The organism is Actinoplanes sp. NPDC051343 (genome assembly GCF_044455125.1).
GTDB lineage: Bacteria > Actinomycetota > Actinomycetes > Mycobacteriales > Micromonosporaceae > Actinoplanes.
Genome location: NZ_JBITEL010000003.1, coordinates 736,385 through 752,538, shown reverse-complemented (window position 1 = coordinate 752,538; position 16,154 = coordinate 736,385). Strand labels below are relative to the sequence as shown.

General features: G+C 70.3%; 10 protein-coding genes and 1 pseudogene. 6 read left to right on the top strand and 5 right to left on the bottom strand.

Features of this window, described 5'->3' with window-relative positions; genetic code table 11:
• Positions 1-93 precede the first annotated feature (93 nt).
• The gene (locus tag ACIA5C_RS14105) at positions 94-2,247 is read left to right on the top strand and encodes a glycosyltransferase family 39 protein (RefSeq protein WP_396054361.1); all 2,154 of its coding nucleotides are present in this window, start codon (positions 94-96) and stop codon (positions 2,245-2,247) included.
• A gap of 147 nt (positions 2,248-2,394) precedes the next feature.
• On the opposite strand, the gene ACIA5C_RS14100 is transcribed toward ACIA5C_RS14105, so the two are convergent.
• Together ACIA5C_RS14100 and ACIA5C_RS14095 are read right to left on the bottom strand one after the other, a co-directional pair.
• Positions 2,395-4,917, bottom strand: coding sequence for a putative bifunctional diguanylate cyclase/phosphodiesterase (locus ACIA5C_RS14100; protein ID WP_396054311.1), 2,523 nt, complete (start codon positions 4,915-4,917; stop codon positions 2,395-2,397).
• Between the two features lie 69 nt (positions 4,918-4,986).
• A pseudogene (locus ACIA5C_RS14095) lies at positions 4,987-5,625 on the bottom strand (SDR family NAD(P)-dependent oxidoreductase); the annotation flags it as partial.
• A gap of 136 nt (positions 5,626-5,761) precedes the next feature.
• On the opposite strand from ACIA5C_RS14095, the gene ACIA5C_RS14090 reads away from it, so the two are divergent.
• Positions 5,762-6,307, top strand: a complete 546-nt coding sequence (locus ACIA5C_RS14090) for a TetR/AcrR family transcriptional regulator (protein ID WP_396054309.1) — start codon at positions 5,762-5,764, stop codon at positions 6,305-6,307.
• A 191-nt stretch (positions 6,308-6,498) separates the two neighbouring features.
• On the opposite strand, the gene ACIA5C_RS14085 is transcribed toward ACIA5C_RS14090, so the two are convergent.
• Complete coding sequence (locus ACIA5C_RS14085) at positions 6,499-7,512, bottom strand: glycosyl hydrolase (RefSeq protein WP_396054307.1); 1,014 nt, start codon at positions 7,510-7,512, stop codon at positions 6,499-6,501.
• A 140-nt stretch (positions 7,513-7,652) separates the two neighbouring features.
• On the opposite strand from ACIA5C_RS14085, the gene ACIA5C_RS14080 reads away from it, so the two are divergent.
• Both ACIA5C_RS14080 and helR read left to right on the top strand, forming a co-directional pair.
• Positions 7,653-8,825 (top strand): dipeptidase, encoded by a 1,173-nt coding sequence (locus ACIA5C_RS14080; RefSeq protein WP_396054305.1) that lies wholly within the window; start codon positions 7,653-7,655, stop codon positions 8,823-8,825.
• A gap of 118 nt (positions 8,826-8,943) precedes the next feature.
• Positions 8,944-11,082 carry an RNA polymerase recycling motor ATPase HelR gene (gene helR / locus ACIA5C_RS14075; RefSeq protein ID WP_396054303.1) on the top strand — a complete coding sequence of 713 codons (2,139 nt, stop codon included), beginning with the start codon at positions 8,944-8,946 and terminating at the stop codon, positions 11,080-11,082.
• Between the two features lie 285 nt (positions 11,083-11,367).
• On the opposite strand, the gene ACIA5C_RS14070 is transcribed toward helR, so the two are convergent.
• Positions 11,368-12,120, bottom strand: a complete 753-nt coding sequence (locus tag ACIA5C_RS14070; protein ID WP_396054301.1) for a methyltransferase domain-containing protein — start codon at positions 12,118-12,120, stop codon at positions 11,368-11,370.
• Positions 12,121-12,216: 96 nt separating this feature from the next.
• Here ACIA5C_RS14070 and ACIA5C_RS14065 point away from each other — a divergent pair, with 96 nt between their 5' ends.
• Positions 12,217-12,483 (top strand): hypothetical protein, encoded by a 267-nt coding sequence (locus ACIA5C_RS14065; protein ID WP_396054299.1) that lies wholly within the window; start codon positions 12,217-12,219, stop codon positions 12,481-12,483.
• Between the two features lie 111 nt (positions 12,484-12,594).
• The gene (locus ACIA5C_RS14060) at positions 12,595-14,808 is read left to right on the top strand and encodes a peptidase M6 immune inhibitor A (RefSeq protein ID WP_396054297.1); all 2,214 of its coding nucleotides are present in this window, start codon (positions 12,595-12,597) and stop codon (positions 14,806-14,808) included.
• A gap of 485 nt (positions 14,809-15,293) precedes the next feature.
• Here the strand turns inward: ACIA5C_RS14060 and ACIA5C_RS14055 are convergent, their stop codons facing one another.
• The gene (locus tag ACIA5C_RS14055; RefSeq protein ID WP_396054295.1) at positions 15,294-16,103 is read right to left on the bottom strand and encodes a cyclase family protein; all 810 of its coding nucleotides are present in this window, start codon (positions 16,101-16,103) and stop codon (positions 15,294-15,296) included.
• Positions 16,104-16,154: the final 51 nt, after the last annotated feature.

Below are 16,154 nucleotides of genomic sequence, written 5' to 3'. Positions count from 1 at the left end.
AGGGATACCGCCGTTCACGCTCCACCCCGAGAGCTTCCCGGTGATCGTGCCCATCGCAGGGACACGCCGTGCGACACCACTCTCAAACACTCACTGAGCGCGTCGGGCTGGGGCAACAGCTTCTATGCGGCGGCGGCCCAGGCCGGCGCGCAGAGCTGGAAAGCATGGCTGTTCGGCTCACTCGACGCCGGCAACGCCATCACGGTCGACAAACCACCCGCCGCGATGTGGGTGATGGGCCTTTCCGCCCGTGTGTTCGGCGTCAACAGCTGGTCGATCCTGGCACCGCAGGCATTGATGGGCGTCGCTTCGGTCTATCTGCTGTACCTGAGCGTGAAGCGCTGGTTCGGCACCGGCGCGGCCCTCTTTGCCGGGGCGGCGCTGGCACTCACCCCGGTCGCGGTCCTGATGTTCCGCTTCGACAACCCGGACGCACTGCTGGTACTGCTGATGACGGCGGCCGCCTATGCGACGACCCGGGCGGTCGAAGTGGCCTCGGCCCGATGGTTGGCGCTTACGGGCGTACTCCTGGGGTTCGGTTTTCTCACCAAGATGATGCAGGCCTTCCTGGTGCTGCCCGCAATGGCCCTGGTCTATCTGATCGCCGCGCCGACCGGCCTCAGCCGGCGCATTCGCCACTTGCTGCTCGCCGGGCTGGCATTAGTTTTGTCGGCCGGCTGGTACGTCGCCCTGGTATCGCTGTGGCCGGCGTCGTCGCGGCCCTTCATCGCCGGCTCGACCAACAACACGCTGTGGGAACTGGCGATCGGATACAACGGCCTCGGCCGCATTCTGGGCGGTACCGGGAACGGCGGCGGCGGCTCCACTTCCTTCGGCGGCGCCACCGGAATCGGCCGGCTCTTCGGCACCGCGATGGGCAGCGAGATCTCCTGGCTGCTGCCGGCCGCCCTCATCGCCCTGATCGGGGCGCTGGCCGTGACGTGGACAGCGCCCCGAACCGATCGCGCCCGCGCGGCGATGCTGCTGTGGGGCGGGTGGCTGCTGGCTACCGGAGTGACGTTCAGCTATATGAGCGGAACCATCCATCCGTATTACACGGTCGCTCTGGCCCCGGCCATCGCGGCGGTCGTGGCCATCGGCGGGCGAGTTCTGTGGCTCGCCAAGGCACGGTGGGTCCTGGCGGCGATGGTCACCGGTACGGCGGTGTGGAGCTTCGTATTGCTCGGCCGCACCGATTGGCTGCCCGCACTCAGGTGGGCCACGCTTGTTCTCGGCCTCGCATTCGGTCTGGCGCTGCTGATTCCCCTGCGGCGCCTGACAATGGTCGCCCTGATCGCCGCCATTCTCTCGGCGGGCGCCGGATCGGCCGCCTTCGGCGCCGCGACCGCCACGGTCGCCCATTCGGGCTCCATTCCCAGCTCCGGGCCGTCGTCCGCGGCCGCCTTCCCGGGTACGCGAGGTGCCGCCGGCAACAGCACCACGGGGCCGGGCGGCCCGAGTGGCGCGTCCTCGTCCTCATCGTCCGCCCCGGCCACATCGTCCGGGTCGTCCTCGTCCTCGTCCTCGGGGGTGTCCGCGGGCGCGGGCACATCGTCCGGGATGGCCTCGGCCGCGGGTGGTCGGCCCGGCGGCATGGGCGACGCCACCTCGAACAGCGACCTGACCGCCCTCCTCAAGGCCTCGACCACGAAGTGGTCGGCCGCGGTCAGCGGGGCGACCTCGGCCGCCGACCTCGAACTCGCGAGCGGAACCTCAGTGATCGCCCTGGGCGGCTGGAACGGCAGCGACCCCTCCCCGACCCTGGCCGAGTTCCAGAAGTACGCCACTACCGGCCAGATCCACTACTACATCTCCGGGAGCGGCATGGGCGGCGGCAGCACGCAAACGTCCGGGATCGCGACGTGGGTGGCCGCCCACTACACCGCCAAGGCCGTAGGTAACACCACGCTCGGCCGGCGAGCGTCGCCCGCGGCGCTGGTCCCACAACGTCACCGGCAGCGCTGGTCCCACGACGTCCATCGACAGCGCTGGTCCCAAAGCGTCGCCCGCAGCAGCAGTCCGGAGAGTGTCGCCGGTTGGCTGGTGCAGGCACTTGGGGCAGCACGGTCTGTATCGCCAACACCACCGGCTTCGACCGCGACTGGTAGGTACATGCGGCCGAGTGTTCACGGGCGAGCCGGTCAGGGCTGCAGCGCATCGCCTGATCGGGCACACAGACCAATAACCAGCGACGGCCGGGAATTGCCGGAGTGCCGGTACCTTTCCGCAGTTTCTGGACCGCGCTGATTCGGGACTGGGTGCGCCCGTGGAGGTATTTCATGGAGTAAAGATTCCGGGAAATATCCGTCGGCTGGAGGAATTGACGCCACATTGATCGGGTCCGGCCGCCTGGGAAATGCGAGGGCCGAGGCAACGCTGCGCCCGCGGGAGGGTTCAGGCCGGGGCCGGGGCGAAGAGAGGGCCCGCCGCGAGGGCGCGGGTCGCCTCCTCGGCCGGCAGGGGCTTCGACAGGAGGTAGCCCTGCGCGTAGTCGCAGCCCATCTCCTGCAGCAGCCTCAGCTGGACCGCCGTCTCGATGCCCTCGGCGACCAGGGACATGCCCAGGTTGCGGCCCATCCGGACGATGGTTCGGACCAGGGCCTCGTCGGCGTCCTCGCCGCCCAGGCGGTCGACGAAGGAGCGGTCGATCTTCAGGACGTCCATGGGGAAGCGGCGCAGGTAGGCCAGGGACGAGTAGCCGGTGCCGAAGTCGTCCATGGCCAGCTGGACGCCCAGGGCTTTCAGGGAGACGATGCGGGACAGGTTCTCGTCGGTGTCGGTCAGCAGGACGCTTTCGGTCATCTCCAGGCACAGGCGGTCGGCCGGCATGCCGGTGAAGGCCAGGACCTCGGCGACCGTCCGGGCCAGGTCGCCGGCGTCGAACTGGCGGACCGAGACGTTCACCGCCATTTTCAGGGGGCGGTCCCACGCTACGGCCTGGCGGCAGGCCTCGGTGAGGACCCAGCGGCCGAGCGGGACGATCAGGCCGGTCGACTCGGCCACGCCGATGAACTCCAGCGGCGGGATCATGCCCAGGGTCGGGTGGTTCCAGCGGACCAGCGCCTCGAAACCGACGATCGAGCCGGTCTGCAGGCAGACCGTGGGCTGGTAGTGCAGGACCAGTTCGTCGCGCTGCAGGGCCAGGCGGAGGTCGGCCGCCAGGGAGAGGCGCCGGATCAGGGCGTCGTGCATGGCCGGGTCGTACGTCGCGTACACGCCGCCGCCCGCGTCCTTGGCGCGGTACATCGCCAGGTCGGCGTTTCGCTGAAGTTGTTCGATGTCGCTCGCGTCGGCCGCCGAGGCGATGCCGATGGCCGCGCCGACGTGCAGCTCGCGGGCGCCGACCGGGAACGGGGTGCCGAGGTCGTCGAGGATGGTTACCGCGAGTTGTTCGGCGCCGACCAGGTCGGGGGCGATCAGCGCGAACTCGTCGCCGCCGAGGCGGGCCACCGTGCACTCCGACGGCATCTGGGCGCGGAGCCGGGCGGCCAGCTGCTTCAGGAGTTCGTCGCCGGCGGCGTGGCCGAGGCTGTCGTTGACCTCCTTGAAGCCGTCCAGGTCGAGGAAGAGGATCGACGGCGTGCCGGCCGCCGCGGCTGCCGCGAGCCGCTCCCGGAACAGGGCGCGATTGGCCAGACCGGTCAGGGCATCGTGGTACGCCTCGTGCCGCAGACGGTCCTGCAGCTCGGCGGCGTCGCTGATGTCGCGGGTGTTGAAGACCAGCCCGCGTACGACCGGGTCGTCCATCAGGTTCGTGATCGTCATTTCGGCCTGGCGCCACTGCCCGTCGCCGTGCCGGACCATGACCTCGAAGACGGTCACCGCGTACGGCGTGGGCAGCACCTCCTCGATCGCGGCCCGCACGCGCCCGCCGACCTTGCGCCCCATCATCTGCACGAAGCTCCGGCCGACGAAGTACGACGCCGGATGGCCGAAGATCCGTTCGACCGACTCGCTCTGGTAGCGCACCGTCGAGTCGGCCTCGAGGATGGCCAGCGACTCCGAGCTCTGCTCGATCAGGGCCTTGTAGCGCTGCTGCCGGTCCTGCAGTTCGGCCGTGCGGTCGGCGATCCGGCTGGCCAGCTCGCCGGCCAGCCGGCGGTTCTCCAGGCCGACGATGATCTGCCGGCCGACGATCAGGAACGCGAGGAGGGCCCGCGACCAGGTCGCCACGGCCGGGCTCAGCGAGGAGGTGATGCCGATCCGGACGATCCCGGCGAGCAGTGCGATCACCACGACCGCGTAGGGCACGACGGACGCGAGGTCCCGGCGCCTCGTGGACGCCCGGCCGGTGACCGGGAAAGTGGCCGCGAACAGCAGAAGCACGCAGCCCGCGAGCCAGCTTGCGCTTCCCGCGGCGTACGCCCCTCGGACCATGAGGCTGTCGCCGACCGCGACCACCACGGCGGCGAAGGCGAGGAGCCGCAGGCGACTCGCCTTCACCCGGACGATCGTCATGAGCGCCACCGTGGCGAGCAGGACGTCGGCGAGCGGACGGTTGACGCGGCCGGTGAGGCCGGCCGGCACGATGACCCAGTACCAGCTGGTGCCGAAGAGTGAGATCGCGATCAGGCCGGTGTCGACAAGCGTGCGCACCCGGTAGAGCCGGTTCTGGGTGGTCGCCGGCAGGCACAGGAGTCCGATGCTGACCAGCACGACCAGCGCGTACCCGATCGGCCCGGCCGGGAAATCCGCAGTTCCGGCGGCGATGACGCAGGTCAGTGCCGCGACGCCGAGGCTCGCCCAGGCGACCGAGATCCGGCCCGGCCGGCGGACGGCCTGCACCAGGCAGGCGATTCCGGCGGCGAGGCCGGCAACCGCCGCCCCGGGCTGGCTCCAGCGCGGCCCGAGGACGACAGCAACGGTGGCGAGCAGCGCGACAACCAGCGCTGTCGTCGTCCGTGTCCGGGCCGTCATCCGGGTCTCCTCCGTGGTGCGCGGGAGTTGCAACCCCTGACATCGGGCGACGGCCCGGCCATCTGAGAACTACGCCACGAACTGCTCGGACACGGTCCAGAGGCGGGTCGCGGCTTGGGGGTCCAGCGCGTACGCGGCGACGCCGCTCCGGGTTCCCGGTTCGTTCGGCCCGGCCTCGTTGCAATCCTCGAAGTAGCGGCCGCCGACGCCCTCGAGCAGCGGCGACGTGGCGACCAGGACCGTGGTCGCCGCGCCCTGCTCGACGGTCTTCCAGCTCGGCGCGGCGCTGCCGCCGGACACCTTGCGCATCCGCTCGAGCTCGTCGTCGCTGACGTAACGCTGGAGGTTGGTGCGGATGCCGCCGGGCATCAGCGCGTTGGCGAAGATGCCGTCGGCTGCCCAGCGCCGGGTCGCCTCGACCGCGAACAGCACGTTCGCCGTCTTGGACTGGCCGTAGGCGGACCACGGCTCGTACTCGCGGCGCTCGAACATGATGTCGTCGAAGACGACCGGGGAACGCAGGTGGGCGCTGGAGCTGACCGAGACGATCCGGGCCCCGCCGGCCGCGCCGAGCGCGCCGTGCAGGCCGGTGGCCAGGGCGAAGTGGCCGAGGTGGTTGGTCGCGAACTGCATCTCCCAGCCGTCGGCGGTCCGCGCGAGCGGGCTCGCCATCACGCCGGCGTTGTTGATCAGCAGGTGGAGCGGGCCGTCCCAGCCGGCGGTGAACGCGGCGACCGAGGCGCGGTCGGCGAGGTCGAGCGGCGCGACGAGGACCTAACCGGAGGTTCCTCCGGATAGCAACGTGAGACGCTGTCTCGCGCACCACAGACCTTGGGAGCAGAAAATGCGGGCGGACGCGAGGCGCAACCGCGAGCGGTTGCTCGAGGTCGCCGTACGCTCGTTCGCGCTCGACGGACCCGGCGTGCCGCTCGAGGCCATCGCCAAAGCGGCAGGTGTCGGCATCGGCACGCTCTACCGGCATTTCCCGACCCGCGAGGCGCTGGTCGAAGCGGCGTACCGGAACGAGCTGGACCGTCTCTGCGCGGCCGTGCCCGACCTGGTCTCCGCGCAGCCGGCCGATCAGGCGCTGCGCGCCTGGATGGATCTTTTCGTCGACTACATGGTCACCAAACGCGGCATGTCCGACGCCCTGCGCACGGTGATCGCGTCCGGCGGCGACCCGTTCAACAAGAGCCGCGACATGCTCATGTCGGCGATCACCCGGCTGCTCGAGGCCGGCGTGAACGCCGGGGCGATCCGGGCGGACGTGCCGCCCGAGGACGTGCTGGCCGCCCTGAGCGGAGTGACCTCGACCGTGGGTGACCCGGAGAAGCGGGAGCAGGCCCGCCGCCTGCTCGACCTGCTCGTCGACGGCCTGCGGCACCGATGAAGAACGGGCGGCACCGATGAAGAACGGGGCGGCGCCGATGGCACCGCCCCGCGAAAGATCATTTCTTCTTCTTGCCTTTTTTCTTCTTGTCCTTCTTCTTCTTCGCCATGTCGGGTCTCCCTTCGACGATGCGGGCCGCGCTCCTCGTCACTCTGCGGAGTGAAGGCGGCGCCCGCCGTAACGATACGGTCTCAGCTCAGCTTCACGTTGAAGATCGGCGACGCGGCCAGGCTGCGGAAAGACGCCAGATTACGGCTGGTGCTGTCGATGCTGATGTCGCGATCGCCGGTGTCGTCGTGCTTGGTGTCGAAGGCCGAGATCGCCTTGACCGCCGGGTGGCTCGCCAGGGCCGGCAGCACGCTGTTGTAGACCGCCGACTTGTCGACCGGGTGGTGCACGCGGTGGTAGGCGCCCCACTCGGCGACCATGATCGGCTTGCCGGCGTGCCGGGTGGTGGCCCACCGGTAGAAACCGCCGCGGTCGAGCATGCCGCTGAACAGGTCGTGGTGGTAACCCGCCTCGGCGTTCGCGTAGGTGTCCAGGCCGATCCAGTCGACGACGTCGTCACCCGGGTAGAGATCCTTCCACCAGGACTTGGCCATCCAGTTCTCGTTGCTCATGTAGATCAGCACGTTGACGACGTTGGTGACACCGTCCGCGCGCAGGCGCTCGATCGTGTGCCGGTACATGGCGGCGAAGTCACGGGCCTGCATGCCCGAGCCGGCACGGTCCTTGATGTCGTTCTCCGGCTCGTGGTTGAGGGCGAGGAACAACTTCTGGCCGTACGCCTTGGCCCGCGCGGCGAACGCATCGATCCGGCGGTCCTCGGCACCCCGGGCGACCCGCGCCCAGGTCGAGCCGTACGCGATCTTCCAGTTGATCAAGAGCACGCGAGGGTGGGCGGCGTCGGAGGTCATCGCGACCTCGGAACGGGTCGGGAACGGCTCGTCGCCCTTGTGATAGGTGTGGAAGATCGACGCGGTGCGACCGCTCTCCCGCTCCCAGCCCTTGAGGGCCGTGTCACGAGGGGCGCTGGTGAAGCCGCCGGCCGCGCCGCCCCAGAGGACGCCGCAGGACGGGACGAGCTTCGGCCCCGTGGCACATGCCGGATCGGCGTGCGCCGCGGTGGGCGTGAGGGCGGCAGCCGCCCCGGCGAGCATGGCGGTCAGGACGGAGCTGAACTTCAGCAGCTTCGAGCGACGCAACGTGTGATCTCCCCCGAGTGGTCCGGCCGTTGTCGGCCGGGCGATGGGGAAGACTTTTGTCGGCGGCCGGTGCACGTCCAGTGCCCGCTACGGTGCCAACCAGTTGCGCTCCGGCCCCCGGGCAAGGTAGCCAGAGTCTCATGAAGCCGATCATCGACGGGCACAACGACCTGCCCATGCAACTGCGCGCCCGCTACGGATACTCGGTCGCCGGTCTCGACGAGACGACCCGGCCCGAGCTGCAGACCGACCTGCCGCGGCTGCGGGCCGGAGGCGTCGGAGCCCAGTTCTGGTCGGCCTACGTGCCCTCCGACCTCGCCGAACCCGAGGCGGTGGTGGCAACGCTGGAACAGGTCGACGCGATCTACCGGCTGACCGCGGCCTACCCGGAGGACTTCGCGATGGCGTTCACCGCCGACGACGTCGAGCGGGCCTGGGCGGGCGGGAAGATCGCCTCGCTGATCGGCCTCGAGGGCGGCCACAGCCTGGCCACCTCGCTCGGTGTGCTGCGGATGTTCGCCCGGCTCGGCGTCCGATACGTGACGTTGACCCACAACAACCACACCTCGTGGGCCGACTCGGCGGCCGAGGAGCCGCGGCTCGACGGACTGAACGACGCCGGCCGGGCGGTGGTCCGGGAAATGCAGCGGCTCGGCGTCCTGGTCGATCTCGCGCACGTCGCTACCGCGACGATGCACGCGGCTCTCGACGTGGCGGTCGCGCCGGTCATCTTCAGCCATTCCGGGGTACGCGCGTTGAACGACCACCGGCGCAACGTGCCCGACGACGTCCTTACGCGCCTGCGCGACAACGGCGGCGTGCTCCAGTTGACGTTCGTGGCGCCGTTCGTGTCGCCGCGGGCGCGGGACTGGTTCGCGGCGGCCGGCGCGGAGTGGCGCCGGCTCGGGCTGCCGGCGGCGGACGAGGACTGGCCGCGGGCGCCCTTCCCGGGTGAGGACCCGGCTTCCGTGCCGGCGTGGCCGTCCTCGGTGCCGTGGGGCCATCCCGGGTTCGCGTCGTGGCTCGCGGCCAACCCGCGGCCGATCGTGACCGTGGCCGAGGTCGCGGACCACGTCACGCACGCCCGCGACGTCGCCGGGATCGATCACATCGGGCTGGGCGGCGACTTCGACGGTACGACCGAACTGCCGGCCGGCCTGGACGACGTCTCCGGCTATCCGCGACTGTTCGACGAATTGTCCAGCCGCGGATGGTCATCGACCGATCTCGACAAGCTGGCGTCGGAGAACATGCTCCGGGTGCTCCGGGAGTCGGAGAAAGCGGCCTCCGAACCGCTGTGGCCGCGCCCCTGAAGGGAGCTCAACTCTCCGCCACTATTAACGTATATCGGACCCCGGGGCTTGCCGCAAGACCCCGGGCGGGGCGCAGAATCGTCCACGTTTTCCCCACCGGAAACCCGGAGCTGATTACGTGAGCCCGCTGACCGCCAGCGCCTTCGACCTGCCCGACCGGCTCGCCGCCAAGGCCGACCCGCACCTGATCGCCGACGACGAACGGCACTTCGCGGCCATCTCGGAAAGCCTCGACCGATCCATCGCCGACCTCACGTCGCGGCTCGACGAGTCGCGCAAGGCACCCGCCGGCATCGGCCGCCGGGCACTCGAACGGGACGAGGAGGTGCGGCGGCTCAGCGCCCGCCTGCGTACGCTGCGCCGCTTCGGCCTCGACCTCTGCCTCGGCATGATGACCTTCTCCGGCACCGGGGAAACCGTCTTCGTCGGCCGGCTCGGACTCACCGACGGGCAGGGGCGCCGGCTCCTGCTCGACTGGCGGTCCCCCGCCGCCGAACCCTTCTTCGGGGCGACCCACGGCAACCCGATGGGCCTGACCAGCCGGCGACGCTACCGGTGGACCGGCGGGCGGGTCACCGACTACTGGGACGAGGTTTTCGACACCGGCGAGTTCGAAGGGCACGCGGCGGCCCTCGACGACCAGTCGGCGTTCATCGCCAGCCTCGGCACCAACCGGTCGGCCCGGATGCGGGACGTGCTCGGCACCATCCAGGCCGACCAGGACGCCATCATCCGGGCCGGGTCGGACGGCGCGCTCGTGGTCGACGGCGGCCCCGGCACCGGGAAGACAGTGGTGGCGCTGCACCGGGCGGCCTACCTGCTCTACTCCGATCCGCGGCTCGGGCACCGGCAGGGCGGGGTGCTGTTCATCGGGCCGCACGAGCCCTACCTGGCGTACGTGGCGGACGTGCTGCCGAGCCTCGGCGAGGAAGGGGTGCAGTCGTGCACCCTGCGGGACCTGATCGTGGAGGGCGCGGCGGCCTCACCGGAGAGCGATGCCGAGGTGGCGCGGCTGAAGTCGTCGGCCCGGCTGGTCAAGGCGATCGACGCGGCGGTGCGCTTCTACGAGGAGCCGCCGGCCCAGGGGATGCCGGTCGGGGACCTCTGGTTGAGCCCCGAGGACTGGGCCGAGGCGTTCGCGGTGCCGGGGCCGGGCACCCCGCACAACGAGGCCCGCGACGAGGTGTGGGACGAGTTGCTGACGATCCTGCTGTCGAAATACGACGGGGATGAACCGGAAAGTGTGGTCCGGCGGTCGCTGGCCTCGAACCGCGAGCTGCGTGGCGCCGTCAACCGGGCGTGGCCCCTGCTGGAGGCGGCCGACCTGGTCGGCGACCTGTGGTCGGTGCCGGCCTACCTGCGGAAGTGCGCGCCGTGGCTGGCGGCTGAGGACGTACGGAAATTGCAGCGTGACCACCCGCAGGCCTGGACCGTCCCGGATCTGCCGTTGCTCGACGCGGCGCGTCAGCGCCTCGGAGACCCCGAGGCGTCGCGGCGCAGGCAGCAGGACCGGGCGGTGATGGCAACCGAACGCGACCGGATGGCCCGGGTACTCGACGATCTGCTGGCCGCCAACGAGTACGACGACGGCGAAGGCGTGTGGACGATGCTGCGCGGGCAGGACATGCGGACCTCGCTGGAGGACGAGTCGGTGCTGGCCCCGGCGTCGGTGGACCGGCTGGCCGGACCGTTCGCCCACGTGGTGGTCGACGAGGCGCAGGAGCTGACCGACGCCGAGTGGCAGATGCTGATCCTGCGCTGCCCGGCCCGCAGCTTCACGATCGTCGGCGACCGAGCACAGGCCCGGCACGGTTTCACGGAGTCCTGGACGGCACGGCTCGCCCGGATCGGCCTGGACCGGGCCCGGATCTCCGCCTTGACGATCAACTACCGCACACCGGAGGAAGTCATGGACGAGGCGGCACCGGTGATCCGGGCCGCTCTGCCGGACGCCAACGTGCCGACCTCCATCCGCAAGGCCGGCCGGCCGGTCACACACGGCTCGATGTCGGAGCTACCGAAGATCCTCGACGGCTGGTTGTCCAAGCACGCAGAGGGCGTCGCGTGCGTGATCGGCGACCCGTCCTTCCCCGGGACCGACCGCGTACGCTCGCTGACCCCGACCCTGGCCAAGGGCCTCGAATTCGACCTGGTCGTACTGATCGACCCGGAAAGCTTCGGCCCGGGCATCGAGGGCGCGGTCGACCGCTATGTCGCGATGACGCGAGCAACGCAGCAGCTGGTCATCCTGACCTGACCGCCGCGACAGGGCGCCGCCCGGCCGCAGCTCCGCGGTCGCCGCCGGGCGGCGCCCTGCCGCAGCCGAAGCTCGCCGTTCAGCCGTTCAGCCGTTCAGCCGTTCAGCCGTTCAGCCGTTCAGCCGTTCAGCCGTTCAGCCGTTCAGCCGTTCAGCCGTTCAGCCGTTCATGGCAGCCCAGGCTCGCCGCTCAGCGCTTTACCGCAGCACAAGCTCGCCGCTCAGCGTTCTGCCATCCCCAGCTCGCCGGCGTGATCTGCCGGGCGCAATCTTTTGCGCCGCGGCTCAGTCGCGTCGCGGGCGCTCGGCGGTGACCAGGTAGCAGAGGAACGACGCCAGGAACGGATCGCGTGGGTCGGCGAGGCTGGACAGCCAGGAGGCGGCGACGTCCTCCCGGAGCTGGGCGGCCTCGACCGCGCGAGCACTGTTGCGGGTCAGGCCCAGGATCTGGTCGGCGATCTCGAAGTCGCGGAACACCACCGGCACCGCCTCGACCGATAGCAACTCGAACCCGGCCCGCACTGCCATCCGCGCAAGTTCGCGCCCGACCGTCGAGTTGCGCACCCGCCCGGCGGTGAACCGCGCGAACCCCCGGCTGGTCTCAATATCGTCGGCCGCCACCGTGAGCGTGTCCCAATCCGGTTCGGCGAGCCCCACCACGCCACCGGGCCGCAGAACCCGGAAGATCTCCGCCAGCACCGCGTCCGGCTGGGCGAGATGCTGCAGCACCCGATCCGTACGCGCACGGTCCGCGCTCCCGTCGGCCACCGGCAGGGCGTGCGCGTCGCCCTGGCGTACGTCGGCACCCGGCACCCGCCGCCGGGCCTCCGCGATCATCGCCGGGTCGCGATCGACCCCGATGACCTGCGCGCGGGCGGCCAGCAGCGACCTCAGGTCGATGCCCGGCCCGCACCCGATGTCGACCACGACGTGCCCGGGACGAATATCCATCGCCGTGAGCAGCCGCTGCTTGTAGTCACCGGCAGCGACCGCGGCCCGGGCGGCGGTGTCCATGTAGGCGATCTGGTCGGTGGTCATAGGCCGATCACAGCACAGGCGTGTGTTTCTTTTGTGAACGCGATATGCGGAAAGCGTGGTCGTTTGGTGGTTCCGGAGGGCGGGTACGCTCGCCGCATGCCCATCGGTCCGCAACCCCGCGGCCGGCGCGGAACGGTCGAAGAACCATATTCGCCGCTCAACCTGCGCCTGATCCTGGCTGCGTTCGGTTTCGTCGTGTGCACGGTGCTCTCGATCCTGTTGTTCAGGATGGGATGGAAGCTGCCCGGCTGGCTGCTTGCCGCCTGGGCCGTCGTCGCAGTGATCGACGCGGTCGTGGTGCAGAGGCGCCGGCGCGCCCGGAGGCGAGCCGAGCACGGGCGTGACCACTCCTTGTTCGAATAGCAGCGTGTTGGCAATCCCCTGGTCGCACGTCGAGTAGCGTCCAATTTCATGGATCGCGTCCGCTTCGGGTTCCTTGCGGTAGTCACGCTGATTACGCCATCTTTCGGGGTTATGTCCACATCGGGCGCGGCAGTCGCCTCTCCGCACGCCGCGGTGGCCTCTCCGGACGCTGCCTCCCTGCACGCCGCGGTCCCCACCTCGCCGGCGGGCCACGGCGCCCGACCCGCCGCAATCCGCCAAGCCCAGCCATCCGCTCCCCGCCGGGGCGAGTCGTCCACTCCCCGCCGGGCCGAGTCGTCCACTCCCCGCCGGGCCGAGTCGTCCACTCCCCGCCGGGGCGAGCCGTCCACTCCCCGCCGGGCCGCCTCGGACATCCGGGAACTGAACCGGACCGACTTCACCCTGGACGGCCACCGCCTGCCCGAACCGCGGTATCGCCCGCACGTCAACTCGCGGCGCCCCGCCGCCGCGACGCCCGCGGTGGGCACGGTGCGCGAGTGGCTCGGGCTCGACGACACGACCGGCAAGTACTACCGCAAGAACTACACGCTGCGCGCGACCGGCAAGCACATCGAGGTGTGGGTCGCGCAGGACCTCGCGTTCCCGGCCGACGATTGCCGGAAGGGCTCGATCTCGGTGACCGACACCCAGGTGACGGACCTGGTCGAGGAGTTCGACGGCACGATCTATCCGAAGGAGACCGTCGCCTTCAGCACACCCCCGCCCCGCGACGGCGCCGACGCGGCGATGGACGGGGACTTCACCGGCGACGGCGACAAGACGGTCACGCTGGTCGACAACGTGCGCGACCCGAACTACTACCACTTCCCCGAAGCGGTCACCTACATCGCCGGCTTCTTCTCGCCGCAGCTCAACGAGCTGTTCGACCGCAACGTCATGACGATCGACGCCTACGACTGGCTGCACCGCATGGGCGCCAATCCGCCTTCCGACCCGACCGACGACCTGTGCACGTCGCGGCCGGCCCACCCCCGGATGTACGAGGGGACCTTCGCGCACGAGTGGCAGCACCTGCTCGAGTACTACGCCGACCCGGATGAGGTCGTGTGGGCCAACGAGGGTCTGTCCGACTATGCCCAGACGCTCACCGGCTATGTCGACGCGCGGGCGGCCATCGACCAGTCCGGCTACGACAACCACATCACCTGCTTTCAGGGCTTCGGCACGGTGCGCACCAAATACAACATCAACCCGCGGGTCTGCGGCGGCCCGCAGAACTCCCTGAACCTGTGGGACGAGGGCGCGCCGGCCGATGTGCTCGCCGATTACGGCAACGCCTACCAGTTCATGGTCTATCTGGCCGACCGCTTCGGACCGGACGTCATCACCCGGCTGCACCGGGACGGCGCACACCACGGCCTGGCCGGGGTTGCCGCGGTGCTGCCGCCCGGGACCGGGCTCTACGAAACCCTGCACGACTTTCAGACCATGACGCTGGTCGATCGGATCGTCGACCGGCCCGGCGGCACGATCACCGGCATCGCCAAGAGCCACGTGATCGCCGCCGGTCTGCGCTCGACCGTCAACCTCGCCAATCCAGCCGCGTACGAAACGCCAGGCGCGGCGCCAAACGGCGCCGATTATGTGCCGCTGCCGACGCCGTTGCGGTCGGTCGCCTTCCGCGGCGCAAGCTACCTGCCGCCGCTGCCTACCGGCTGGACCGTCGCCGACGGCACCCTGTTCGCCGGCAACAAGAGCGACCTCGACAACTCGGCTGTTCTGCCGATCAGCGTGCCCACCACGGACCCGACGTTGCGCATGGAGACCGCCTGGGACCTGGAGGACTCCTACGACTACGCCTACGTCGAGGTCTCGACCGACGGCGGCAAGTCCTACGCGCCGGTCGCCGGCGACCGGACGGTCACCGGAACGCTCGGGCCGGCCCTCACGGCCGCGAGCAACGGCACGGTCGCGATTTCCTTCAGCCTTTCCGCGTACGCGGGGAAGAATGTGCTGCTGGCCCTCCGCTACGTCAGTGACGGCGCCGTGAACAGCGGAGGCTGGCGGATCGGCAAGCTGACCCTGGGCACCACCGTCCTCAGCGACGGCTCGTCGCTGAAGGGCTGGAAGTCGCCCACCGACATCGTGCCGACCGCGGTAGCGGCGTGGCACGTGACGCTGGTCGGCCTGGCCAAGAATCATGTCGCTGTCGTCCCCCTCGAAAGGTTCGCCGAGCTGTCCGCTTACTCCAAGATCGTCGCTGTGATCGCCTACGACGAACCGACCGAACACCAGACCCAGTACGCCCCCTACACGCTCACCGCCAACGGCAGACTCCAGCCCGGGGGCGCCCCGCTCCCCTGACCACGCAGGGCGACCGGGAAACGCCTCGGCGCCGCTGTTCGCCGACGCGCTGGGCATCGTCCGTTGCTGTGCGACGGGGTCGGTGGGAGCGGACGGATGCAGGTTCACCCACGAGGTCGGCGACTGATCCAGGGAAACCGGAAAAGGCGCTCAGGCAGGCCGGGCCAAACCCAACCCACCGGCGTCGACCAGCCTGACCGAAGCACTGTCGTCCTCCAACCGTCCGCGGCAGGCGCCCGGCCCGCAGGCACCCCACCCCGAAGGCCAACCCGGGTAGCGCCGCCCCTGACCCGGCCGCGGCCAGCGCCAGTTCGGCCGCGACCCGCTCCCTCCAGCAGCCGGCGGACTTCGCCGGCTGCCGTCGCACGTTTGCGCCGCGCCGCCCGCCGCGCCGCCCGCCGGGCCGCCCGCCGGGCCGCCCGCCGGGCCGCCCGCCGGGCCGGCTGCCGGGCCGCCTGCCGGGCCGGCTGCCGAGGGCGTTCGGGTCAGGGCGGCGGCAGGATGCCGTAGATGAGGGCGGTCGAGCCGGCCCCGTTCTTGTTGATGTGACCGCCGCAGAGGATGTGCGCGCCGGTCGCGGGCAGGGCGGCCAGGTTGGCGAGGATCTCGAGGCTGATGCGGTGCCGCTGGTAGACCAGCAGACTCACCGCGTAGGTCAGGTCGGTGCCGACGTCGGGGCTGAAGGTATCGGTGCCGGTGCCTCCACGACGGCCCAAGCGGCCGGTGTCGACCAGCCACTGGACGGTGTGGAGGGCGAAGCCGGGCTGGTGCATCGTCTGCTCGGCGTCGTAGTTGAAGTAGGCGTCCGTGCCCCACTTGGCATCCCAGCCGGTCCAGATGATCACCATGGACTCGTCGGGAATGCGACCGTGGCGCTTCTCCCACGCCTTGATGTCGTCGACCGTCACCTCGTAGTCGGCGTTGCGGGCCCACCTGGCCCGAACGTCGATCTTGACAGCCGGCAGGAACAGGTCTTCGAGATCGAGCTCGTCGGCCAGTGGCTGGCCCTGGTTGAAGTGACCCGGCGCGCCCCAGTGCGTGCCGGTGTGTTCGCCTTCCCGGACGAACTGCAGGAAATAGCCGTCGTCCTCGATCGTGGCAATGGTGTCGAGTTCGAACGGCGGGTCGCCGGGATAGACGTTGGTGGTCGCCGGATCGTTGACGTGGGACAGGTTGATCAGTCGGAGCCGGCCGAGGCCCAGCGGGGCCGGCCCGCTTGCCCCGGCAGCCTGGCCGGTCACCAGCGCACCGGCCAGCCCGGCCGCGGCCGCTCCCATGACATCGCGTCGTCGCATGCCCCTCTGCATAGCGATCCTCCCCACCCTCGGTCAACGAACACCATCGAT